At 70.6% G+C, this 18,443-nt stretch carries 21 protein-coding genes and 1 pseudogene; 12 read left to right on the forward strand and 10 right to left on the reverse strand.

Annotated elements, in window-relative coordinates; all coding sequences use genetic code 11:
* The first annotated feature begins 142 nt into the window (after positions 1-142).
* Positions 143-481: a hypothetical protein gene (locus RMN57_RS23500; protein WP_238949627.1), complete on the forward strand. Its 339-nt coding sequence runs from the start codon at positions 143-145 to the stop codon at positions 479-481.
* Between the two features lie 209 nt (positions 482-690).
* The gene (locus RMN57_RS23505; protein WP_313765312.1) at positions 691-1,992 is read left to right on the forward strand and encodes an Ig-like domain-containing protein; all 1,302 of its coding nucleotides are present in this window, start codon (positions 691-693) and stop codon (positions 1,990-1,992) included.
* Positions 1,993-2,086: 94 nt separating this feature from the next.
* Here RMN57_RS23505 and RMN57_RS23510 read toward each other — a convergent pair whose 3' ends face one another.
* On the reverse strand, positions 2,087-2,449 hold the full coding sequence (locus RMN57_RS23510) for a cupin domain-containing protein (protein WP_313765313.1): 363 nt from the start codon (positions 2,447-2,449) through the stop codon (positions 2,087-2,089).
* A gap of 107 nt (positions 2,450-2,556) precedes the next feature.
* Positions 2,557-3,222, reverse strand: a complete 666-nt coding sequence (gene msrA, locus RMN57_RS23515) for a peptide-methionine (S)-S-oxide reductase MsrA (RefSeq protein ID WP_313767932.1) — start codon at positions 3,220-3,222, stop codon at positions 2,557-2,559.
* Positions 3,223-3,343: 121 nt separating this feature from the next.
* Here msrA and RMN57_RS23520 point away from each other — a divergent pair, with 121 nt between their 5' ends.
* On the forward strand, positions 3,344-4,498 hold the full coding sequence (locus tag RMN57_RS23520) for a cystathionine gamma-synthase (RefSeq protein WP_313765314.1): 1,155 nt from the start codon (positions 3,344-3,346) through the stop codon (positions 4,496-4,498).
* A 15-nt stretch (positions 4,499-4,513) separates the two neighbouring features.
* Here RMN57_RS23520 and RMN57_RS23525 read toward each other — a convergent pair whose 3' ends face one another.
* A complete protein-coding gene (locus RMN57_RS23525; RefSeq protein WP_238949611.1) occupies positions 4,514-4,993 on the reverse strand; it encodes a MarR family winged helix-turn-helix transcriptional regulator in 480 nt (159 codons plus the stop codon).
* A gap of 342 nt (positions 4,994-5,335) precedes the next feature.
* On the opposite strand from RMN57_RS23525, the gene ilvA reads away from it, so the two are divergent.
* The 3 genes from ilvA (at position 5,336) to RMN57_RS23540 (ending at position 8,683) form a co-directional block, all read left to right on the forward strand.
* Positions 5,336-6,547, forward strand: a complete 1,212-nt coding sequence (gene ilvA, locus RMN57_RS23530) for a threonine ammonia-lyase (protein ID WP_313765315.1) — start codon at positions 5,336-5,338, stop codon at positions 6,545-6,547.
* A gap of 209 nt (positions 6,548-6,756) precedes the next feature.
* On the forward strand, positions 6,757-7,824 hold the full coding sequence (locus RMN57_RS23535; RefSeq protein WP_313765316.1) for an ATP-binding cassette domain-containing protein: 1,068 nt from the start codon (positions 6,757-6,759) through the stop codon (positions 7,822-7,824).
* A 1-nt stretch (position 7,825) separates the two neighbouring features.
* Positions 7,826-8,683: an ABC transporter permease gene (locus RMN57_RS23540; RefSeq protein ID WP_238949608.1), complete on the forward strand. Its 858-nt coding sequence runs from the start codon at positions 7,826-7,828 to the stop codon at positions 8,681-8,683.
* A 97-nt stretch (positions 8,684-8,780) separates the two neighbouring features.
* Here RMN57_RS23540 and greA read toward each other — a convergent pair whose 3' ends face one another.
* Both greA and RMN57_RS23550 read right to left on the reverse strand, forming a co-directional pair.
* Positions 8,781-9,281, reverse strand: coding sequence for a transcription elongation factor GreA (greA, locus tag RMN57_RS23545; protein ID WP_313765317.1), 501 nt, complete (start codon positions 9,279-9,281; stop codon positions 8,781-8,783).
* A 390-nt stretch (positions 9,282-9,671) separates the two neighbouring features.
* Positions 9,672-10,085: a DUF4307 domain-containing protein gene (locus RMN57_RS23550; protein ID WP_313765318.1), complete on the reverse strand. Its 414-nt coding sequence runs from the start codon at positions 10,083-10,085 to the stop codon at positions 9,672-9,674.
* A 290-nt stretch (positions 10,086-10,375) separates the two neighbouring features.
* Between RMN57_RS23550 and mca the strand changes: the two genes are divergently transcribed.
* From mca to RMN57_RS23575, 5 genes and pseudogenes are all read left to right on the forward strand, one after another.
* On the forward strand, positions 10,376-11,281 hold the full coding sequence (mca, locus tag RMN57_RS23555; RefSeq protein ID WP_313765319.1) for a mycothiol conjugate amidase Mca: 906 nt from the start codon (positions 10,376-10,378) through the stop codon (positions 11,279-11,281).
* Between the two features lie 49 nt (positions 11,282-11,330).
* Positions 11,331-11,522 carry a hypothetical protein gene (locus RMN57_RS23560; protein ID WP_148643133.1) on the forward strand — a complete coding sequence of 64 codons (192 nt, stop codon included), beginning with the start codon at positions 11,331-11,333 and terminating at the stop codon, positions 11,520-11,522.
* 42 nt (positions 11,523-11,564) lie between these two features.
* A pseudogene (locus RMN57_RS23565) lies at positions 11,565-11,723 on the forward strand (DUF255 domain-containing protein); the annotation flags it as partial.
* A 408-nt stretch (positions 11,724-12,131) separates the two neighbouring features.
* A complete protein-coding gene (locus tag RMN57_RS23570) occupies positions 12,132-12,710 on the forward strand; it encodes a carboxymuconolactone decarboxylase family protein (protein ID WP_313765320.1) in 579 nt (192 codons plus the stop codon).
* Positions 12,707-13,567, forward strand: coding sequence for an RNA polymerase sigma-70 factor (locus RMN57_RS23575; RefSeq protein WP_313765321.1), 861 nt, complete (start codon positions 12,707-12,709; stop codon positions 13,565-13,567). The genes RMN57_RS23570 and RMN57_RS23575 overlap by 4 nt, the downstream gene beginning before the upstream one ends.
* A 366-nt stretch (positions 13,568-13,933) precedes the next feature.
* Here the strand turns inward: RMN57_RS23575 and RMN57_RS23580 are convergent, their stop codons facing one another.
* The 3 genes from RMN57_RS23580 to RMN57_RS23590 form a co-directional block, all read right to left on the reverse strand.
* On the reverse strand, positions 13,934-14,341 hold the full coding sequence (locus RMN57_RS23580) for a PIN domain-containing protein (RefSeq protein WP_313765322.1): 408 nt from the start codon (positions 14,339-14,341) through the stop codon (positions 13,934-13,936).
* Complete coding sequence (locus tag RMN57_RS23585) at positions 14,338-14,610, reverse strand: hypothetical protein (RefSeq protein WP_313765323.1); 273 nt, start codon at positions 14,608-14,610, stop codon at positions 14,338-14,340. Before RMN57_RS23585 ends, RMN57_RS23580 begins: the two co-directional genes overlap by 4 nt.
* 118 nt (positions 14,611-14,728) lie before the next feature.
* Positions 14,729-15,022, reverse strand: a complete 294-nt coding sequence (locus RMN57_RS23590; RefSeq protein WP_313765324.1) for a hypothetical protein — start codon at positions 15,020-15,022, stop codon at positions 14,729-14,731.
* A gap of 39 nt (positions 15,023-15,061) precedes the next feature.
* Between RMN57_RS23590 and RMN57_RS23595 the strand changes: the two genes are divergently transcribed.
* Positions 15,062-15,466: a hypothetical protein gene (locus RMN57_RS23595; RefSeq protein WP_313765325.1), complete on the forward strand. Its 405-nt coding sequence runs from the start codon at positions 15,062-15,064 to the stop codon at positions 15,464-15,466.
* A 64-nt stretch (positions 15,467-15,530) separates the two neighbouring features.
* Here RMN57_RS23595 and RMN57_RS23600 read toward each other — a convergent pair whose 3' ends face one another.
* Positions 15,531-17,570, reverse strand: a complete 2,040-nt coding sequence (locus tag RMN57_RS23600) for a hypothetical protein (protein WP_313765326.1) — start codon at positions 17,568-17,570, stop codon at positions 15,531-15,533.
* Between the two features lie 9 nt (positions 17,571-17,579).
* A complete protein-coding gene (locus RMN57_RS23605) occupies positions 17,580-17,996 on the reverse strand; it encodes a hypothetical protein (RefSeq protein ID WP_313765327.1) in 417 nt (138 codons plus the stop codon).
* Between the last annotated feature and the right edge of the window lie 447 nt (positions 17,997-18,443).

Here is an 18,443-nt window from a genome sequence, read left to right on the forward strand (position 1 = left end):
CCGGGTGGGGGAGCCCCGGCGGAGGCAGCAGGGCCGGCCCTTCTCCGGAGGGGCCGGCCCCGCTGGTTGCCGGGGGTGCCACGGTGCGCGTCCGGGGTGCTGCGGTCCGGTGCCGCGGGCGGTTTCCCGTACGCTCGCACGCATGACCAGCACTGACACGACCGGCCAGGACGCTCCGCGCTACGTCCGGCTCAGCATCGAGCTCATCGCCGAGATCACCGACGAGGGTGCGCTCAAGGCGGCCGCCCTGCAGCAGGTGGCGGACGACGAGTACCTCGACGACGACGAGCGCGCGCAGTCCGTCGAGGCCATCGAGGTGGACCCGTCGGGTTCGCTCGCCCACTTCATCGACCCGGTCGCCCTCCTCGGCGACGTCCCGGGCGTGGAGCTCGCCTCCGCGACCTGGGAGTCCGCCCAGACCGAGTTCGACCCCGAGGGTGAGGGCTGGGACGAGTACACGGTGGAGGAGTCCGCCGAGTAGCCGCCCGCCCGACACGGCTCATGAGCGCCCGACCTGCCGCTGCAGGTCGGGCGCTCTGTCCATATTTGGCACCCTTGGTGGTCAGTTGAGTAGTCTCATACCAATGTTTCCCGTTGGTGATGGAACCGTGAAGGGGTGGATTGCGTTCTTGTATCCGTATTGCCCGGGATGATCGGCAGGGCCGGGATGATCAGCAGGGAGAGCGCGACGTGACAGCACGGGACGGGCGGGGCCGGGCGGCCGGCGGGCACTGGAGCCGGCGCGGCGTGCTGGCCGGGCTGATCGGCGCACCGGTGCTGCTGCTGGCGGCCTGCAACGACAGCAAGGGCGACGAGGGCGGCAACGCGGCCGGCGGGTCCGGCTCCTCCGGCGGGTCCGGCTCCTCGGGGGCCGACGGGACCGGGACGGCCTCAGGAGCGAGCAGTCCGCCGAAGACCTCGGCGGCCGTGATCACCGTGACGCCCGCCGACGGTGCCACCGCCGCCAGCTTCAGCGATCCGGTCAGGGTCGCCGTCGCCGGCGGCACGCTGGGCACGGTCGAGGTCGTCGACTCGGCCGGCAGGGCGCTGGCCGGCGAACTCTCCGCGGACGGCACCGTCTGGACCTCGGCCACCGCGCCGGTCAGCGGCACCAAGTACACCGTCACCGCCACGGCCGCCGACCGGGACCGGCTGGAGGCCAACGCCAACGCCACCTTCACCACGGCCACCCCGGCCAACACCTTCGTCGGCTACTTCACCCCCGAGGACGGCTCCGTCGTCGGCGTCGGCATGCCGGTCTCGATCAACTTCAGCAAGCCGGTCACCGACCGCCGGGCCGTCCAGCAGGCGATCACCGTCATAGCCGAGCCGGGCGTCGAGATCGTCGGGCACTGGTTCTCCAGCACCCGCCTCGACTTCCGGCCGCAGGAGTACTGGGCCAAGGGCACCCGGGTCACCCTCAAGCTCCGGCTCAAGGACGTGCAGGGCGCCAAGGGCGTCTACGGCACCCAGTCCAAGGACGTCCGCTTCACCGTCGGCCGTGCGCAGACCAGCGTCGCCGACCTCGCCGCCAAGAAGCTCACCGTCACCACCGACGGCCGGGTCAGCGCGGTCTACGCGATCTCCGGGGGCTCGCCCGAGTACCGCACCTGGGGCGGCAGGATGGTCATCTCCGAGCAGTTCCAGCAGACCCGGATGAACTCGCAGACCGTCGGCCTGGGCAGCGAGTACGACATCTCCGACGTGCCGCACGCCCAGCGCCTCACCACCTCCGGCACCTTCATCCACGGCAACTACTGGTCCTCGCCGTCGATCTTCGGCGGCCAGAACACCAGCCACGGCTGCGTCGGCCTGCAGGACGTCAAGGGCGCGCAGGACCAGGGCGCGGACGGCGCCAGGTTCTACAAGAGCTCGATGGTCGGCGACGTGGTCGAGGTGGTGAACTCCGGCGACAGGACCGTCGAGCCGTCCAACGGGCTGAACGGCTGGAACATGGGCTGGGCCGCCTGGAAGGCCGGCAGCGCGGTCTGAGCCGAGCGCAGGGCCGGCCCTCACGACCGGTGGACACGCCACCGCCCCGCCGGGGCGGGCGCCCGGCGGGGCGGTGGCGGCGGACCCGGGCGGGTCAGCGCTTGGCGTAGTCGACGAAGCCCTGCCAGTCGAGCGCGACGCACGGCTCGTCCCCGAGCACCCAGGCGTCGTGGCCGGGCGGGCAGATCATGAAGTCGCCGGGGCCGAACTCGGCCTCCTCGCCGTCGTCCATCACGATCTTCATCCGGCCGGAGAGCACGTACCCCATGTGCGAGGCCTGGCAGCTCTCGGTGCCCGCGATCGGCTTGACGTGCTCGGACCACTTCCAGCCGGGCTGGAACACCGCCCGTCCGACCCCGCCGCCTTCCTGGTTGACCAGGCGGAGTTCCCCCATGCCCGCCTCGAAGGGGCGGACCTCCTCGGGTTCGTCGAAGCTCTTGCGGATGAGACCGGCCATCGGTTCCTCCTCGGGACGGCGGCAGGCCCCGCCACCGGCAATCGGTCAACGGAGCCGACCGGCTGGTCCTTCCAGCATGCGCCCCGGAGGCTGCCGCCGCCCGCCGCTCAGCCCCCGGTGCGGGCGACCCCGATCGGGCAGCTGGCACCGGTGCCGCCGAGGCCGCAGTAGCCGTTCGGGTTCTTGGCGTCGGACAGGTACTGCTGGTGGTACGGCTCGGCCGGGTAGAACGGGCCGGCCGGGGCGATCTCGGTGGTGATCGGGCCCAGGCCGATGGCGGTCAGCGCGGGCTGGAAGGCGTCCCGGGTGGCCGCCGCGGCCGCCGCCTGGGCCGGCGAGTGGGTGTAGACGGCGGACCGGTACTGGGTGCCGACGTCGTTGCCCTGCCGGTTGCCCTGGGTCGGGTCGTGCGCCTCCCAGAAGGTCTTCAGCAGCCGCTCGTACGGGATCACCGCCGGGTCGAAGACGACCCGGACCGCCTCGGTGTGCCCGGTCAGCCCGCTGCACACCTCGTCGTACGTCGGGTTGGGGGTGAATCCGCCCTGGTAGCCCACCAGCGTCGTCCAGACGCCGGGCAGGCGCCAGAACGTGCGCTCGGCACCCCAGAAGCAGCCGAGGCCGAAATCGGCCACTTCGAGCCCCTCCGGGTACGGGCCGGTGAGCGGGTTGCCGAGCACGGTGTGCGGCTCGCGCAGGGTGAAGGCCGGCAACTCCCGGCCGGGCAGTGCCTGGTCGGCGGGGACGAGCGAGGTCTTGACGCGGTTGAACAGCACGGCCTGCTCCAGCGGGTCGGGAAGGGTGGTGGAGGTTTCAACGCGGACGGCCGCCCGCGGATTCCGGGCACTCCCGGCCTTCCGGGAGGCGGCCCGGCGTTCGGCCACTACGCTCGGACACATGACCGAGCACCAGCTTCCCCAGGGCTTCGAGACCCTCGCCATCCACGCGGGTCAGGAAGCAGACCCCCAGACCGGGGCCGTCGTCACGCCGATCTACCAGGTGTCCACCTACAAGCAGGACGGGGTGGGCGGCCTGCGGGGCGGCTACGAGTACAGCCGCAGCGCCAACCCGACCCGCACCGCGCTGGAGGAGTGCCTCGCGGCGCTGGAGGGCGGCGCCCGCGGCCTCGCCTTCGCCTCCGGCCTCGCGGCCGAGGACACCCTGCTGCGCACCATCCTCAAGCCGGGCGACCACATCGTGATCCCCAACGACGCCTACGGCGGCACCTTCCGGCTGTTCGCCAAGGTCCTGACCCGCTGGGGCGTCGAGTTCTCCGTCGCCAACACCCAGGACCTCGCCACCGTCCGCGAGGCGCTGCGCCCGAACACCCGCGCGGTCTGGGTGGAGACCCCGTCCAACCCGCTGCTGGGCATCACCGACCTGACCGCGCTCGCCGAGATCGCGCACGGCGCCGGCGCGCTGCTGGTCGTCGACAACACCTTCGCCAGCCCGTACCTGCAGCAGCCGATCGCGCTCGGCGCCGACGCGGTCGTGCACTCCACGACCAAGTACATGGGCGGGCACTCGGACGTCGTCGGCGGCGCCCTGGTGCTGGCCGACGCCGCCCTCGGCGAGGAGGTCGCGTACCACCAGAACGCGATGGGCGCCGTCTCCGGCCCGTTCGACGCCTGGCTGGTGCTGCGCGGCATCAAGACCCTCGGCGTCCGCATGGACCGGCACAGCTCCAACGCCGAGAAGGTCGCCGAGCTGCTGGCCGGCCACCCCAAGGTCAGCCAGGTGCTGTACCCGGGTCTGCCGGAGCACCCCGGCCACGACATCGCCGCCAAGCAGATGAAGGCCTTCGGCGGCATGGTCTCCTTCCGCGTCAACGGCGGCGAGGAGGCGGCGGTCGAGGTCTGCAACCGCGCGCAGCTCTTCACCCTCGGCGAGTCGCTGGGCGGTGTCGAGTCGCTGATCGAGCACCCCGGCCGGATGACCCACGCCTCGGTGGCCGGCTCGGCCCTGGAGGTCCCCGCGGACCTGGTCCGGGTCTCGGTCGGCATCGAGTCGATCGACGACCTGCTGGCCGACCTTCAGCAGGCCCTCGGCTGACATGGCCGGACAGGCCTAGGCGCCCTGCCGGCCCGCCGTGTACGACTCCATGGAGTGGTTGAAGCGGGCCAGCAGGGCGCAGAACGCGCGCTGCTCCTCGGGCGGCCAGTCGGCCAGCAGCCGGCGGGCCAGCTCGGCCCGCCCGGCCAGCACCTCGGCCAGCCGGCCGGCGCCGAGCGGGGTCAGCGCGAGCCGGACGGCGCGGCGGTCGGCCGGGTCCTGGACCCGGCCGACCAGGCCGGCCGCGACCAGCGGGGCGACCTGCCGGGTGACGGTGGAGGAGTCGACGCCGAGCGCGTCGGCCAGGGCCTTGACGTTGGCGGGCCCGTGCCGCTCCAGCCGGTCGAGCAGCAGGTAGGCGGCCCGGTCCAGGGCGCCCAACCCGCCGGAGCTGCGGACCTGTTCCATCCGCCGGGCGAGCACCGCGAGCTGGTACTGGAGTTGGGTGTGCACGGGGTCGGTGCGGTCGGTGGCCTGGGGCGAGGGCGTCGTCATCGCGGCTCACGATCGTCGTGCGGTGAGAGAGGCTCAGAAGCAGCAGCGTACGCGGCGGGGACGGGCCCGGGAACAGTGCCGACATCCCCGGTCGGCGGTGCCGCCGGCCTTTGGGCGTGTCTGACAATCCCCGCCGGGCGTGCGACGCCGGGGCACGCACGCCCCCAGCCTTCGGCCGGGAGGTACCCCCACGCCGCGTTGTCGTCGGTCGCCGATGGCCCCCAGCCTCCGGCCGGGAGGTGCCCCCACCGCATGGACTCTCTCCTCCGCCTTGCGATGCACGCACCCCGACGCCGCACGCTGATCCGACGCGAATTGTCAGACACGCCCTACGCTGGCGCCATGCACAGCTGGCCGATCACCATCGACGACGTCCGCGGCGCCCAGAAGATGCTCGCCGGGGTCGCCCGGGTGACGCCGATGGAGGGCAGCCGCCACCTCTCCGCGCTGATCGGCTCGCCGGTCCACCTGAAGTGCGAGAACCTGCAGCGCACCGGCTCGTTCAAACTGCGCGGGGCGTACGTGCGGATCGCGGGGCTCTCGCCGGTGCAGCGGGCCGGCGGTGTGGTCGCGGCGAGCGCCGGCAACCACGCCCAGGGGGTGGCGCTGGCGGCCTCGCTGCTCGGGGTGCGCTCGACGGTTTTCATGCCGGTGGCCGCGCCGCTGCCCAAGGTGGCGGCGACCCGCGAGTACGGCGCCGAGGTCCGGCTGCACGGTGCCACGGTGGACGAGGCGCTGCTGGCCGCGCAGAGGTACTCGGAGGCGACCGGCGCGGTGTTCATCCACCCCTTCGACCACTGGGACGTGGTCACCGGCCAGGCCACCGTCGGCCTGGAGATCCTGGAGCAGTGCCCGGAGGTGCGCACGATCCTGGTCGGGGTGGGCGGCGGCGGGCTGCTGGCCGGGATCGCGGCGGCGGTGAAGCCGCTGCGCCCGGACGTGCGGGTGATCGGGGTGCAGGCGGCGGGCGCGGCCGCGTACCCGCCCTCGCTGGCGGCGGGGCGCCCGGTCTCGCTGGAGCACTTCGCCACCATGGCGGACGGGATCATGGTCGGCCGGCCCGGGGACATCCCGTTCGAGGTGGTCAACACGCTGGCGGACGGGGTCCGGACGGTCTCCGAGGACTCGCTCTCGCGGGCCCTGCTGCTCGGCCTGGAGCGGCTGAAGCTGGTGGTGGAGCCGGCCGGGGCCAGCCCGGTGGCGGCGCTGCTGGAGCACCCGGACGCCTTCGAGGGCCCGGTGGTGGCGGTGCTCTCCGGCGGCAACATCGACCCGCAGCTGATGCAGCGGGTGCTCCGGCACGGCCTGGCGGCGGCCGGCCGCTACCTGTCGCTGCGGGTGCGGCTGGCGGACAAGCCCGGCTCGCTGGCCGACCTGCTCGGGGTGCTGACCCGGCTGGACGCGAACGTGCTGGACGTGGCGCACGTGCGGATCGACCCGCGGCTGGGGCTGGCCGAGGTCGAGGTGGACCTCCACCTGGAGACCAAGGGGCCGGAGCACTGCGCGGCGGTGGTCGGCGAGCTGCGCGACGCGGGGTACGTCGTCTCCCGGTAGGCCCCCCGTTCCCCGCCCGTCCCCCGGTTGTCAGTGGTCCCTGTCACGATGGCGGAGCCTCGACCCTTGACGCGATATATCGCGTGCTGCCAAACTCGCGATACATCGCGTTCTGTGGCGGCACGGTGAAAACCGGTTCGCTCGCTCGCCCCGATCCGGGGCAGAGTGGGACAGATCGCTCATATCGTCCGAGGAGATGAGGCAGGCCCATGGCGCCAGCCATCCAAGCCGAGAACCTGGTGAAGACCTTCGGCGACGTACGAGCCCTGGACGGCGTCAGCCTGGACGTCCCCGAGGGCACGGTGCTCGGGCTGCTCGGCCCGAACGGCGCCGGCAAGACCACCACCGTGCGCGTCCTCACCACCCTGCTCCGCCCCGACTCCGGCCGCGCCACGGTGGCCGGCGTCGACGTGCTCAAGCACCCGAACCGGGTCCGCAGCCTGATCGGGCTCTCCGGCCAGTACGCCGCGGTCGACGAGTACCTGACCGGGTTCGAGAACCTCCAGATGGTCGGCGAGCTCTACCAGATGAGCGCCCGCGACGCGAAGGCGCGGGCGCTGGAGCTGCTGGAGTGGTTCAACCTCACCGAGGCCAAGGACCGCACCGCCAAGACCTACTCCGGCGGTATGCGCCGCCGGCTCGACCTCGCCGCCGCGCTGGTCGTCCGGCCGCCGGTGATGTTCCTGGACGAGCCGACCACCGGCCTCGACCCGCGCAACCGGCTCGCCCTCTGGGAGGTCATCGAGACCCTGGTCGAGCAGGGCACCACGCTGCTGCTCACCACCCAGTACCTGGAGGAGGCCGACCGGCTCGCCCACGACATCGCCGTGGTCGACCACGGCCGGGTGATCGCCCGCGGGACGGCCGACCAGCTGAAGGCGCAGATCGGCGGCGAGCGGATCGAGGTCGTGGTGCACCGCGCCGACCTGGTCGCCGACGCGCTCTCGGCGCTCTCCGCGTACGCCCTCGGCGAGCCCGCGGTGGAGAAGAACACCCGCAGGATCACCGTGCCGGTCAGCGGCGGCGCCAAGGTGCTCGCGGACGCCATCCGGGAGCTGGACGCGCGCTCGATCGAGATCGACGACATCGGTCTGCGCCGGCCCACCCTGGACGACGTCTTCCTCTCCCTCACCGGCCACGTCACCGAGGCCGAGGAGGAGGGCGCCGCCGCCGGCAAGGACGGCCGGGGCCGTGGGCACGGCAAGGGCCGCGGCCACGGCGACGACGACGGCCAGGGCCCCGACAAGCAGGCCGTCGCGGCCGGCAAGGAGCTGTGAGATGACGACCGCCACCGAGCACGCCATCGGCGGGGCGATGCCCAAGCAGCGCCGGGGCGCGGCCGCCACCCTGCACGACTCCTGGGTGGTCGCCAAGCGGAACCTGCGCCGGATGACCAGGATCCCCGAGATCGTGGTGTTCGGGCTCATGCAGCCGGTGATGTTCGTGCTGCTGTTCTCCTACGTCATGGGCGGGGCCATCCAGATCCCCGGGACGCAGGCCAGCTCCGACACGTACATCCAGTTCCTGATGGCGGGCATCTTCGCCCAGACCGTCACCTTCGCCACCGCCGGGGCCTCGGCGGGCATCGCGGAGGACATGACCAAGGGCCTGGTGGACCGGTTCCGCTCCCTGCCGATGGCCCGCTCCGCGGTGCTGGTCGGCCGCACCCTGGCGGACCTCTGCCAGACCGCGTTCACCCTGGTGGTGCTCGCCGTGGTGGCGCTGGCGGTCGGCTGGCGGATCCACGACGGCGTGCTGTCGGCGCTGGGCGCGTTCGGGCTGCTGCTCCTGCTCGGCTACGCCTTCTCCTGGATCGGCGCCCTGATCGGCCTCTCGGTGCGCAGCCCCGAGGCGGCCACCTCGGCCGGGCTGATCTGGCTCTTCCCGCTGACGTTCATCTCCAACGCCTTCGTGCCGATCAGCTCGATGCCGGGCTGGCTGCAGCCGATCGCCTACTGGAACCCGTTCAGCGCCACCGTGCAGGCCTGCCGCGACCTCTTCGGCAACCAGGTCGGCCCGGTGGACTCCGCCTGGCCGATGCAGCACGCCGCGCTGGTGTCGGTGCTCTGGTCGGTGCTGATCACCGTCGTCTTCTCCTGGCTGTCGGTGCGCAAGTACCGCTCGGCCGCGGGCTGAGGCCCGGCGCCGCCGCGCGGGCGGACGCACGGGGGCCGGACGCACGAGGGCGGCCGCGGAGCCGGGCTCCGCGGCCGCCCTCGACGGCGTGGGGGGGTCAGCCGTTGTGCGGCTTCACGTCGGTGATCTTGACCGAGGCCTGCTTGCCGTTGGGCAGCTCGTAGGCGGCCTCGTCGCCCACCTTCTTGCCGTCGATGGCGCGGCCCAGCGGGGACTGCGGGGAGTAGATGTCCAGGTCGTCGGTGCCGGCCATCTCGCGCGAGCCCAGCAGGAAGGTCATCGTGTCGTCCTCGTCGCCGTCGAAGGCGACCGTGACGACCATGCCCGGGGCCACCACGCCCGAGTCCGCGGGGGCCTCGCCGACCTTGGCGCGCTCCAGGAGCTGGGTGAGCTGGCGGATGCGCAGCTCGTACTTGCCCTGCTCCTCCTTGGCGGCGTGGTAGCCGGCGTTTTCCTTGAGGTCACCCTCTTCGCGCGCCGCCTCGATCTTCTGGGCGATCTCGATGCGCCAGGTGCCGGTCAGGTGGTCCAGCTCGGCCTTGAGCTGGTCGTAGCCGGCCTGAGTGAGCCAGGTCACGTGGTCGCTGGTCTGGGTCACAGGTGCTCCTCGTAGGTGCTGGGGCTGTGCTGAGGGTGTGAGTCGTCAGCAGGTCGGTGGTGGAGATATCGGTGGTGGAGATATCGGTCGTAACTACAAAGCAACGCCCGCTCCCGTACCTCTTGGTGCGGAAGGGGCGAAACCACGAGCCTAACAACTCCCGCCGACAAGCGGGAGGGCCGTTGGCGTGCCGTTGACGGTGGCGTTGCGCCGAGATGTACAGGAGCCGGTCCGCAGGACTCCTCTACGGATTCCCGCTCCCCAGATCGAATATGCGCCCGCCCGGGGGGCGGGCGCCGGCGATCACCCCGGCCGGGAGGCCGGTGGCCGTGCCGTCGGGTCCCCGGCCGTCGGGTGCCCGGCCGCTCCGCCCGAGGCCACTCGTCAGGGTCACTTGGCCGGGGTGCAGCCCAGCAGCTCGGCGGTGGTGCCGCGGGCGGTCGTCCGCAGACTCACCCACGCGTCGTAGCTGGAGCCGCCGGCCGGAACGGGGAAGTCCGCCACGCCGACCACCGCGCCGTCCTCGCCCTGCGAGCGGACGGTGCAGCTGCCGGAGGTGCCGTCGCTCTTGCTCACGGCCAGGTGCAGCTTCATCTCGCCGTCCGAGACCGCCTCGAAGGTCGGGACGAGCCCGTTCATCGTGGTCTCGCGGATCAGGTAGGAGCCGCCGAGCCAGGCCACCAGGCCCAGCGCGACCACGGCGCAGACCGCGCCCACCGCCTTGAGGCGGCGGTCCGTCTCGCGGTCGTCGCGTCGGCCGTAGCGCCCCTCGGGCAGCTGCGGGGTGGTGGTGCCTGCGGTCATCGGGCTCGTTCCTCTCCTGCGAGGGCCTGCTCCCGGCCCGGGGCCGGGTGGCGCCCCGGTGATGCCGGGGGAATGCGACGCTCCTCCAGTCCGTCACTATAGGAGGGGCACGCCCGCGGCCGGTCCGGCGGGGGCGGGGCTCGGCCGTGTCGGCGGCGCGGCGGCTCGATGCCGCGGCGCACTCTCCGGCCGGTCCCGCGGTGACGCGGCCCCGAACCGAGCGGCTCAGACCGATGGGCGGACCGGCCTTGCGGGCGGGACGCCCGGACATTGTGGAAGGAACGCACGCGTTGACTGAGCAGTTGCGACTGATGGCGGTGCACGCCCACCCGGACGACGAGTCCAGCAAGGGCGCGGCCACCATGGCCATGTACGTCGACCAGGGGGTGGACGTGCTGGTGGCCACCTGCACCGGGGGGGAACGCGGGTCGGTCCTCAACCCCAAGCTGCAGGGGCGGCCGGAGATCGAGGAGAACATCCACGAGGTCCGGCGCAAGGAGATGGACGAGGCCCGCGCGATCCTCGGGATCAAGCAGGCCTGGCTGGGCTTCGTCGACTCGGGCCTGCCCGAGGGCGACCCGCTGCCTCCGCTGCCGGAGGGCTGCTTCGCCCTGCAGGACGTCAAGGAGGCGGCCGAGCCGCTGGTGCGGCTGATCCGCGAGTTCAAGCCGCAGGTCATCACGACCTACGACGAGAACGGCGGGTACCCGCACCCGGACCACATCATGACCCACAAGATCACCATGGTGGCCTTCGAGGCCGCCGGTGACCCGGACGCCTACCCGGACGCCGGCGATCCCTGGCAGCCGCTGAAGCTCTACTACAACCACGGCTTCCCGATGGGCCGGATCCGCGCCCTGCACGCCTACCTCACCGAGCACGGCCTGGAGTCGCCCTACGGCGAGTGGATCGCGGGCTGGGAGAAGAGCGGCCGCAAGGAGCGCGAGATCACCACCCGGGTCCGCTGCGAGGACTGGTTCGAGACCCGGGACCGCGCGCTGATCGCGCACGCCACCCAGATCGACCCGGATGGCCCGTGGTTCCGCGTCCCGCTCGACGTCCAGCGCGAGGTCTGGCCCACCGAGGACTACGAGCTGGCCCGCACCCTGATCGACGTCGACCTGCCGGAGGACGACCTGTTCGCCGGCCTGCGCACCCCCAGCCTGGCGGCCGAGGCCGCCGACACGCGCGACTGAACCGCCCCCCGGTGGCCCGGCTCCCCGTGAGCCGGGCCACCATAGAGATATGAGTGCCCCCGTGAACCTCACCCACCTCGCCGCCGAGCTCGCCCTCGACGAGACCAAGGTGACCCCCGGCCTGCTGGGCTTCGTGGTCTTCGCCGCCCTCGGCGTGGCCACCTGGTTCCTGGCGAAGTCGATGAACAAGCAGTTCAAGCGCGTCGACTTCGTCGAGGAACCCGAGGCGCCGAAGGAGTGAGACCGCGCCCCCGTCCGCGCACCGATGCGCAAGGATGGGGGCATGCCGAACCGTCTCGCGGACGCGACCTCGCCCTACCTCCTGCAGCATGCCGACAACCCGGTGGACTGGTGGCCCTGGGGGCCGGAGGCCTTCGAGGAGGCACGGCGGCGTGGGGTGCCGGTGCTGCTGAGCGTCGGCTACGCCGCCTGCCACTGGTGCCAGTGAACTCATAAACCCAGTAGTCGGCGATGCTTATACCTCTCTGATGATCACGCGCTTCCCGCAGAGCTTCGACCTGTCGTCCCGGTCGGAGGTCACAGCTTCGACGACGGTCAGCGCAGACACGAGTACGGGGACCCGGCCTGCCGGGACGCCTCGATACGAGCCGCCATCCTGCGGTCGTTCCGCAGGACCAGGGAGACAGCTCGCGACGAGCGGCTTCGATCTCCTGCGCTGACGAACTCGCGCGCCGCATCGCCACGGAGGACGGCGCCGCCGCGGTACTGGCCCGCATCGGCGTCGCGTCCGACGGATGAAACCGCGAACGCCGGTTGTCACATGCGCGGGCCCGCCGGTGTCTTCATGTCGAACAGCCCCGTAGGGGGACACACGGCAAGGAGAGACACCATGACGCTGCGCCTGCCGAAGGCCGAGCTCCCCGCCGAGCTGAAGGAGAATATGATCAAGCAGCTGGGCGTCGTGCCCGAGAACGTCGAGGTGCTGTGGCACAGCCCCCGAGTGACCCAGGACAACCTGGAGTTCGGAGCCAAGGTGGGGGCGTGGGACGCGGTTGCCCCGGGCCTGAAGTCGTTCGCGCACATGGCCATCGCGTCGCAGGTCGGCTGCAGTTGGTGCCTGGACGTCGGCTACTTCCAGGCGCAGAACGAGAACCTGGACCTCGCCAAGGCGAGTCAGGTGCCGCGGTGGCGGGAGGCGGACGTGTTCACCGGGCTGGAGCGCGACGTCATGGGGTACGCCGAGGCGCTGACGAACACCCCGCCGACCGTCACCGACGAACAGTACGCCGTCCTGCTTGAGCGGCTCGGGGCGCCGGCCATGGTGGAGCTCACCGCGTTCATCGCCTACGTCAACCTGGCGACCAGGGCCAACGTGGCGAACGGGGTCACCTCGCAGGGCTTCTCCGACGCCTGCGAGATCCCGCTGGCCAACCGCCCGGCGACATCCCGCCCCGGGTCCACGGCATGATCGCGGACCCGTTCGTCGCCCACCGCAGCCTGCTGTTCACCGTCGCTTACGAGATGCTCGGCTCCGCGGCCGATGCGGAGGACGTACTGCAGGAGACCTGGCTGAGGTGGGCCGACGTCGACCGATCACAGATCCACGACCCGCGGGCGTACCTCGTCCGGTCCGTCACCCGGCAGGCACTCAACCGCATCCGCACGCTCTCCCGCCGCCGCGAGGAATACGTGGGCCAGTGGCTGCCGGAACCCCTGCTGACCCACCCCGATGTCGCCGAGGACGTCGAGCTCGCGGAAAGCGTCTCCATCGCGATGCTGACCGTCCTGGAAACGCTCGGCCCCACAGAGCGGGCCGTGTTCGTGCTCCGCGAGGTCTTCGACGTCCCGTACGAGGAAGTCGCCGAGGCCGTGGGCAAGACCCCCGCTGCGGTTCGACAGATCGCCCGGCGGGCCCGGAGCCACATCGCCGCCCGGCAGTCACGCGTCAGCGTGAGTCGGTCGGAGCACCAGGCCGTGGTGGCCCGGTTCGTCACCGCGCTGCACAGCGGGCGCATCCAGGACCTGATGGAGATCATGGCGCCGGATGTGGTCTTCATCGCCGACGGCGGCGGGCTCGCCAACGCCGCACTGGCCCCCGTCCACGGGGCCGACCTCGTGTCGGCGATGCTCACCGGCACCGACCGGGCCGCCTTCGAGACCACCGCGGTGTGGCTCAACGGAGCACCGGCGATCCGGATCGAATCCGACAACGGGCGGGCCGCGGTCAGCCTCGTGGTCGAGAACGGGCATATCACCCGGATCTACGCGACATCCAACCCGGAGAAGCTGACGCGGCTCGACGAGCCGGCCGACCTCACCAGGTAGACCGCGGCGCGCGTTCCGGGCATGACCTGCCAGGAACGCGCGCGCCGCGGCGGCATCAGACCCGATCGTCCACCTCGGCGACACCCTGGACGACGCGGCCGGTGGGTGTTCCGGCAAGGTCGCCCGCATCCTCGGCCGCCCCACCCCGCTGGTGCTCCCGCGGTGAAGACGCCCGGAGCGTCGATGGCTCACACGAAGACCTCCGGCGTGTTCGATGGGACTGTCCGTATCGCAGGCTCCACGGACTGGGATACTGCCCTCATGGTGAATCGACTGGTCCGTGCCCAGTCGTCTTACCATCGGTTACCGATTCTGACGATAGTCAACTGGTGCCGGTGAACTCGCAGGCCCAGTAGTCGGCGGTGCTCACACCTCTCTGATGATCACGCGCTTCCCGCAGAGCTTCGACCAGTCGTCCCGGTCGGAGGTCAGGACGATCACGGGGGCCGGGACGCGGAGCGCGAGCGCGGCAACGAGGGCGTCGATCGCGTACTTGTGTCCGTGCAGCCCGCCTGCGTCCTGAAGCAACGCCACCGCGGTCAAGGAGTCCTCCTGGCTGACCGGTTCCACTCGTAGCCGGGAGAGCACCCACTTCAAGCGCGCAAGATCGGTCCTCCCCTGTACGGCTTCAACGATGGTCAGCGCAGACACGAGGACGGGAACCCCGATCTGCCGGGCCGCCTCGATGCGAGCCGCCATGCCGCGGTCGTTGTGTAGGAGCAGAGAGAACGCCTCGGAGTCGAGCACCAGCGAGCGGGCCGGCTGCTCCTTCACGCGGCGCCCCGCTCGACATCCTCGGCGGTCACATCTCCGAACAGCTCGCGGCGAGCGGCTTCGATCTCCTGCTCTGTGAGCGCGCCGTGCTCTTCCTCGTGGGCCGCGACGATCTCGGCGAGCCCGTCCATGGCGAGCTGGTGCCTGACAGCTTCGGTGATGTAGCTGGACAGGCCGCGGCGGCCGGTTCGAGAGCGGAGCTCGCTGACCAGCTCGGTGGGCATGGACACGGAGATGTTCTCGGTGGTCCCGGCTCGGATCGGCTTCATAGCCTCAGTGTAAGACAGTATCTATTACAGGATGTGGGCTTTCAGTACTCCGCGCCTGTTCGCGGGAGGCAGTTCTGTCGCAGCGCTTGCCCGATCGGGGTCGGGCAAGCGCTGCGCATCAGCCGCCGTGCTCGCATAGTAGTTCGATCATGTTTCGGAGCATCGGTATCGCCGAATCGCCGGCCTTGTCCTTGTCCTTGTCCTTGTCCTTGTCCTTGTCGTTGAAGTGCATCAGCTCGTTGCGGATCTCCCGGAGTTCGTCGAGGCGGGCCGTGAAGGACTTGCGGTCCAACGGCCAGTTCAGCCTGTCCCACTGTTTCTGATTACTTAGGACCTGTTGGTAATCCCCGTAGGACAACTGGTCGAAGGCGGTGAGTTTCCGGAGTCCGTCCGGATCGCAGAGCGCGATCACCTCTGAAAGGTCCAGACCTTCCGAGATGACCCGGCGTAGTTGTCGGTCAAGGTCACCTATGAGCAGGAACGGCCGGGCCGTGGCGCCGTACTCGACTGCCACGTCGGCGACGGTGATGATTCCGGCGATCTGATTCGTCTGGTCCTTGACCAGGAGGAAGCCGAACCGTTCCAGATCGGGCAGGACGTCGATCAGGTGGTCGGCGTAGCTGACCGCGTGAGCATCGACGATGGCATCGGCAAAAGGCGCCGCAACGTCCGCGTAGCGCGCTCGTTCGATGGATTCCCAGATGACCGCCCCCCCCGCAGATTTCGAGGTCCGTTCAGCACCGGAAGTTGCGAGTACCCGTTGAGCCGCATCTTGGTGAACACCTCCTCGAAGCTCGCCGAGGAGGGCACCGATACCACTCCGCCGAGCAGTGGGAGAACATCATCGGCCACCTGAGCCAAGAGGGGGAGAAGTAGGTCTGGTTGTCGGGCGCTGTCCTGGTCCCCGAAGAACCCGCTGGCTAGGGTCCAGGCCGGTTCCTCACGTGCTCCGTCGCGGCTGGGTGCCCGGCACTAGCCGCGAGCGCGATGAGCTGGAGCGATTCACGCCCCCTCTTCTGCATCCCGAGGTTCATCCCGAGCCAGTAGGTGGCCTCGATGCTCCCAGCGTTCGCCGCCAGGCGCAGCCAGGGCTCCCCGCCCTCGTGGTCGCCGTGGACGACGGACAGGACGAACCCGTACCTCAACGTCGCCTCGGGATGTCCGGCGTACGCGGCCCGGTGCAACCAGTGCTCCGCCTCGTTTAGATCGTCTAGGCATCTGAGGCGCTCAGCGAGGGCGAAGGCCGCGTTCCAGTCCCCGTTCCGCGCCTCGTTCCTCAACTCCTCGACGTCCTGGGCGGTCTCGCGGAGCCAGATCACGGCCTCCAGGAATTCCTCTGCCTCGTCGACGCGCTGATGGACAGCCTCCCAGAGCCAGCGTTCGGCTTCCCGGTACTGCTTCCGTTGTGCCAGCAGTACGCCGAGCGTGTAGAGGGCTTCGCCGTGACCGTGTTCGGCGGCCGTGCGGAGCCACATTTCCGCTTCCACGTCCCGGGCCTGGTCATGCATGAGCTTGCTGAGGTCGTACGCGGCCTCTGCGTTGCCGTCGACCGCGGCGCGCTGCCACTGGATCTCGCACTCCTGTAGCCGTCCTTGGTCGCGCAGCAGCAGGCCTAATCCGTAAGGGGCGTCCTCGTGCCCGAGATCTGCGGCGCGGTACAGCAGACCTTCGGACTCCACCGGATTCCCTTGTCGGAACCGTAGGAGAGCGAGGCGGAACAGGGCGTCCGCGTTCCCGGAGTCGGCCAGTGGGCGCCAGATGGAGTCGGCGACGTCGTCCTCTCCGAACGCTGCCGCGAGCATGCCGACGAGGTACAGATGGAAGTCGTGCCGGACGTACCTGCGGGCGATGTCCCAGGTGCCTCGGTGGACAGGCTGCTCGCCCCGGGAGAAGTGCTCCACGAGGTAGTCGAAGGGCTTCCACGCGACGGAGTCGACGCCTACCGGGTTGATCATTCCTGTCGCCCCGTAGTGGACCCGGGTCGCCCAGGTGAACGCCTCTGCGGCCGGTTCCGGTCGTGAGCCCGGGATTCCGTCCAGATAGGTGAGGTGCAGCTCCTCGATGGCGGCAAAGGGAATCTCCGTCAGACCCGCACGGTACAGGTCGATCGCGGCCCTGACATAGGCGTATCCTCGCGGACTTCCGCCTGCTCGGCAGGCCCGGTTCATCTCGTCCAGTAGAGCCGGACCTGCGCCCAGGTACTCAGCGATCCCGTATCCGCCCCGATGTCTCAGGGCCTCCTCCAGCCCGGGATCATCCACTTCCTCGGCGCGGCCCAGCTCGGCTCGGCTCCACATGCGGTCGAGACGGATCTGCTCGGCCATGTTGAGCACACGCGCGCCGAGGTTGGCTAGGAAGGCGTACGGCGCTTCAAGGGGGACCTGGCTGGAACTCCGGCGCTGGAAGCGGTCGACCTGCTCGTCCCGCAGGGTCGCGAGCACGACGACCCCTCGGTGAACGAGGCCGGACAGGAGCGCGGGCTCCAGTCCGTCGTCCCGGATGTAGTCCTCGACATCGTCCAGCCAAAGCACCCAGCCTTCCGCCGAGGACAGGTCCAGGCTCGTGAGCAGTCGCAGGTCGGCAGTGCGAGGGGGTGCCCACACTCGGCACCCGGCCAGTTCAGCACGCATGGCTTCGAAGGCGCAGCGGGTCTTCCCCGCAGTTGAATCGCCGGTGAGGACCAAGAAGCCGCCCGTGTGTCTGAGCCGGGCGATCAGGGGACGCATGCGGACATCGACGTCCCGGGTCACATAGGGGTGCAGGAAGTTTTGGCCTTGCTGCCGGCGGGGGCGGTGCACGCCGAAGGCGAGTGGGTCCGCCCGTTCCACTGTCGTCCAGGTGCCGGGCGGCGGTGGGCCGTCAGGACCGGCGAAGAAGTAGTTGTTCTGCGTCCCCGCGACCTGTGTCGGCCCGTCGATGCGATTGCCGTGCACATCGAGGAAGGTGTGCTCGTTGTCCATTCCCGTGTCTCAACCGCGGTTGTTCTGGACACCCTTCAGCTGGACCGGTCCGTGGAAGGTGTTGTGGTGGACCTCCAGATGGTCCCGATCGCGAGCGGCGCTGTTGCTCCGGGCCCGCTCGAAGTCATCCAGGATGAGCCGTAGTTCGGCCTCGGCGGCCGGGTCCTCCGCGAGAAGGAGTCGGAGGCGGTCCCGCCAGGCCTGCTCCACCTGCGCCACGCGGTCGAGGTCGCCCGTCGCGTCGGCGGCGGCCAGCTCGGTCTGCGTGGTGGCGAGGTCCGCCGCCACCACGGCGGCCCGGTGGTCGTTGCCCCGGCCGATCAGACGCCCGAGCCCCTGCTTGAGGCCAGTCCACGCGTCGGTCGTCCACGCGGTGACCAGTGCCGTGGCCGCCGTGGATGCCAAGGCTGCCAGTTCCGGATCCATCTGCCCTCCTGGAGTGCATGATTGGGACAGTCACGCTACAGGTATGAGAAGCTCGACGTGGTGTGAGTGGGCAGAAGCCGCGAGCGTTGCCACGCGGCCGCTGTCGCTGCGGCGCGGCTGTGAGGCCGGGGCGACGGCGGCGGTCGGTGGCCTGCGCCCCAGGGTGGCGTTGGGCCCGTCTAGATCTATACCGTGCTCTTCCGGGAGGTGCCCGAGCTCATGGCATCTCAGATTGCTGGCCACAGCCGTCCCCAACCCTTCTGAGGCGTCTACAGCCGGGGTTGCCACGGCAATTGGGCACTGCAGGGGAGTGCATGGTAGGCGGCGACATTCCCAACGTGTGTGTAGCGGGCCGATCAATCGCAGGGGACGCCGTCTGTAGTCCAGCCCAGGCGCAGATCGGGACGATCCTCGTCCACCACGTGATGGCGCATGAGTGCAAATCGG

This window comes from Kitasatospora sp. CM 4170, from assembly GCF_032110285.1.
GTDB classification, from domain to species: domain Bacteria; phylum Actinomycetota; class Actinomycetes; order Streptomycetales; family Streptomycetaceae; genus Kitasatospora; species Kitasatospora aburaviensis.